Origin of the sequence: Trujillonella humicola, from assembly GCF_046233715.1 — a bacterium.
Taxonomy (GTDB): Bacteria; Actinomycetota; Actinomycetes; order Mycobacteriales; family Geodermatophilaceae; genus Trujillonella; species Trujillonella humicola.
In genome coordinates this window covers 1-2,305 of sequence record NZ_JBJNRJ010000110.1, presented here as the reverse complement: position 1 = coordinate 2,305, position 2,305 = coordinate 1, and the positions used below count along the sequence as shown (strand labels likewise).

Sequence of the window (2,305 nt, the reverse complement as noted above, 5' to 3'; positions counted from 1 at the left end):
GTTCACCCAGTTGCCCAGCGTGCCCTCGTTGACGCCGAGATCGCGGGCGACCTGGGCGATCGGCTTGCTCGTCTCCTCGACGATCCGGACCGCCCCGTCGCGGAACTCCCGGTCGTACTTCTTGCGGATCTCTGGCATCGCTACCCCTTATAGCTGATGCCTCCGCGGTCTCGGGGGAACCTCAGCTCTTCGTACCTGCGGTGGGTGCGAGTCCCTCACACCCACCGCAGGTACGAAGAGCCCGTTTTGCGGATCCGGTAGGGCGGGTCGTGCTCGCGGCGGCGGTGGCTGTGGATCTCTTGCTGAATGCGGCGCCGGCAGCGGTCCACGGCGTCGGTGCCGACCTTGACGACGTGGAAGGCGTCCAGCACCGCGGTGGCGTCTTGCAGCCGGTCGTCGATGGCTGTCGGCGTACGACAGCCCGGATCGTTCGAAGTCACGGCGACGCTCATGACTTCGAGATCCGGGCGAAGAAGATGATTACAGTCGGGTGTGAGGGGCCTCGGGCGCTTCAGGAGCCGCCGAGGCCGCGGGCCAGCCCGACGGACTCCGCCAGGTGGGGCGGATAGACCCACAGCAGGGCGTCCGGGTAGCGGCCGGGATATTGCCGCCGCAGTCGTTCCCGCAGGATGGTGATCGAGTCTGGCGGATCGGTAGGCACGATGTCCCGGAGCGCCCTTCCCTCGGCGAGTCCGCGCCTGTAAGCGGCTCGGATCCCGCGATTCCGGCGATGCCGGGCCGGCACAACGAGGGCCGGATCGTAGACGATGTCGAAGCCGAGTGCATGCGCGCGAGCAGCCCATTCCTTGTCCTCGCAGGCTCTGAGGTCTTCACGGAATGGCAGGTCGACCCAGACGTCTCGGCGTATGGAGCAACTGTGATTGGAAAAGCCCCACCAGGGTCTACTCCCCACCGGCCAACGATCGACTCTCCGCGCGCTCCAGAGCGCCACTCCTGTCTCGTCGGCCGACGCGCCCATGGTGGCTGCGATGCCGCGATCCTCGTGGTGCCGCAGCGCTATGTCGATGTGGTCGTCATGCTGAAGCGCACAGTGAGAGCTCAGCGGCATGACCACGTCGGCGTCCGAGTGGCGGAATCCGGTGTTGAGAGCGAGCCCGGGCGTGTAGTCCTGGTGCGGGATGCTGACAAGGACGTCGCACCGACCTCGGATTACTTGCAGCGTTGAGTCGGTTGATCCGGAATCGACGACCACAATCTGTGGCTGGACCCTTTGTCGGTGTATGGACTCCAGACACTTCCCGATTGTCGCCTCGGAGTTGAAAGTCCTAACCAGGACGGCGACACGCTTTCCGAGACGGTCCTGCCCTGTCACCGAGAGTTCCTGCGCTTGCGATTTAGATCCTCGCGGGCCCTCGCTTGAGCGGCTGAGGCGAGGTCGACCAGGACGGTGGGGCTGTCGAGGAGGTATCGCCGGGCGAGTCTCCGTGGCTCGGAAGCGAGGCGGAAGAGCCATTCAACACCTCGGCCGTGGGCCCACGGTGGCGCGGTTCGAACGGTCCCGGCCTGGAAGTCCAATGCAGCGCCGACTCCAAGTATCGGACTCGGGATCAAGTGACTGTTGTAGTGCATGAACTTGTCCTGTTTCGGTGTGCCTAGTCCCACCCAGACGAAGTGGGCGCCGGACTCCGCTGCTCTACGTGCCGCGCTCGCCATCGTCGGCGACTGCATGTCCTGGCTCCATGGGGAGTCCATGCCGACGATGCGGGTCCCGGGGAAGTCCGCGAGGATCCGTTGACGAAGTCTGTCCTGTCCGCTCTCGGAGCCGCCGAGGAAATAGTGACCGGCGTCCCACGTACGCGCCTCGGAGAGACAGCGGGCCATGAGGTCGGGGCCGCGGAAGGGGCGCACGTGAAGCTCCCGATGCCTCAACGACCCCACCCACGCAACCGGCGCCCCGTCCGGCAGATTGAGGTCCGACGTCCTGGCAGCTTCCGCGAATGCGGGGTCCTTGCCCAACAAGGCGAGGCTGTAGGAGTTCACCAGGTGGACACGGAAGGACTCGCGGTCCTGGGCCTTCCGAGCGAGCAGTCTCAGAGCCTCGTCGTGTGATCCGCCGTAGATGGAGACGCCTCGAACCTTGAAATTGCTCACCTTTGTCCCTTTCGCGACGTTTCTGCGTATGTCGATGCGCCCGGAAGCTAGCCCGGATCTTTCGTGCGGCCGCCCATGATCATCGGGATGCGGGTCGGTGGGCCGCGGGAGTGTGAGTCTGGCATCGGGGTGTGACGGTTCGGCCGAGGTCGCTCGGGTGGGCGCCGGTTCCACGGGTCGGTGTCGTTCGGGT

4 protein-coding genes are annotated in these 2,305 nt (G+C 65.6%); all 4 read right to left on the bottom strand.

The window, feature by feature from the left end; translation table 11 throughout:
• Positions 1-138: transposase (locus ACK586_RS25265; RefSeq protein WP_409331136.1), on the bottom strand; the 138-nt coding region annotated here is incomplete at its 3' end.
• 77 nt (positions 139-215) lie between these two features.
• Positions 216-452 (bottom strand): transposase, encoded by a 237-nt coding sequence (locus tag ACK586_RS25260; protein ID WP_409333289.1) that lies wholly within the window; start codon positions 450-452, stop codon positions 216-218.
• Positions 453-511: 59 nt separating this feature from the next.
• Positions 512-1,333 (bottom strand): glycosyltransferase family 2 protein, encoded by an 822-nt coding sequence (locus tag ACK586_RS25255; RefSeq protein ID WP_409333288.1) that lies wholly within the window; start codon positions 1,331-1,333, stop codon positions 512-514.
• Positions 1,330-2,305 (bottom strand): WecB/TagA/CpsF family glycosyltransferase (locus ACK586_RS25250; protein ID WP_409333287.1); only part of this gene is annotated, 976 nt, incomplete at its 5' end. The genes ACK586_RS25255 and ACK586_RS25250, both read right to left, overlap by 4 nt.

Coding starts and splice junctions, on each gene's coding strand:
- ACK586_RS25260 (WP_409333289.1), bottom strand. CDS start 452: ATGAGCGTCGCCGTGACTTCGAACGATCCGGGCTGTCGTACGCCGACA.